Origin of the sequence: Chryseobacterium sp. SIMBA_028 (assembly GCF_046535285.1) — a bacterium.
Lineage (GTDB): Bacteria > Bacteroidota > Bacteroidia > Flavobacteriales > Weeksellaceae > Chryseobacterium.
Window position 1 is genome coordinate 1 of sequence record NZ_JAWRWZ010000774.1, and the last position, 240, is coordinate 240.

Here is a 240-nt window from a genome sequence, read left to right on the forward strand (position 1 = left end):
CGCCTAAAATTATGGCTAACATAAGATTGACCGTGCTTGATTTAATCAGCTGATTTGTCTTTTCTATATTTTTAAATTCGGTAGAAACGGTGAATTTATTCTCGTCCAGTTTTTGAAGAGCAGAGCGGAGTTCTTTGGGAATTTCATCTACATTATCCGTAAAATTCATCATTCTGTCCATTCCGGTTTTCAAAAGATTTTTGGGATTGATCTTTCGGGTAAGAATTTTTTTCGTGTATG

The 240-nt window shown here is 34.6% G+C and carries 1 pseudogene; it reads right to left on the reverse strand.

Features of this window, described 5'->3' with window-relative positions:
• Positions 1 to 240 (reverse strand): annotated as a pseudogene (locus tag SCA31_RS25340) (AarF/ABC1/UbiB kinase family protein); the annotation flags it as partial.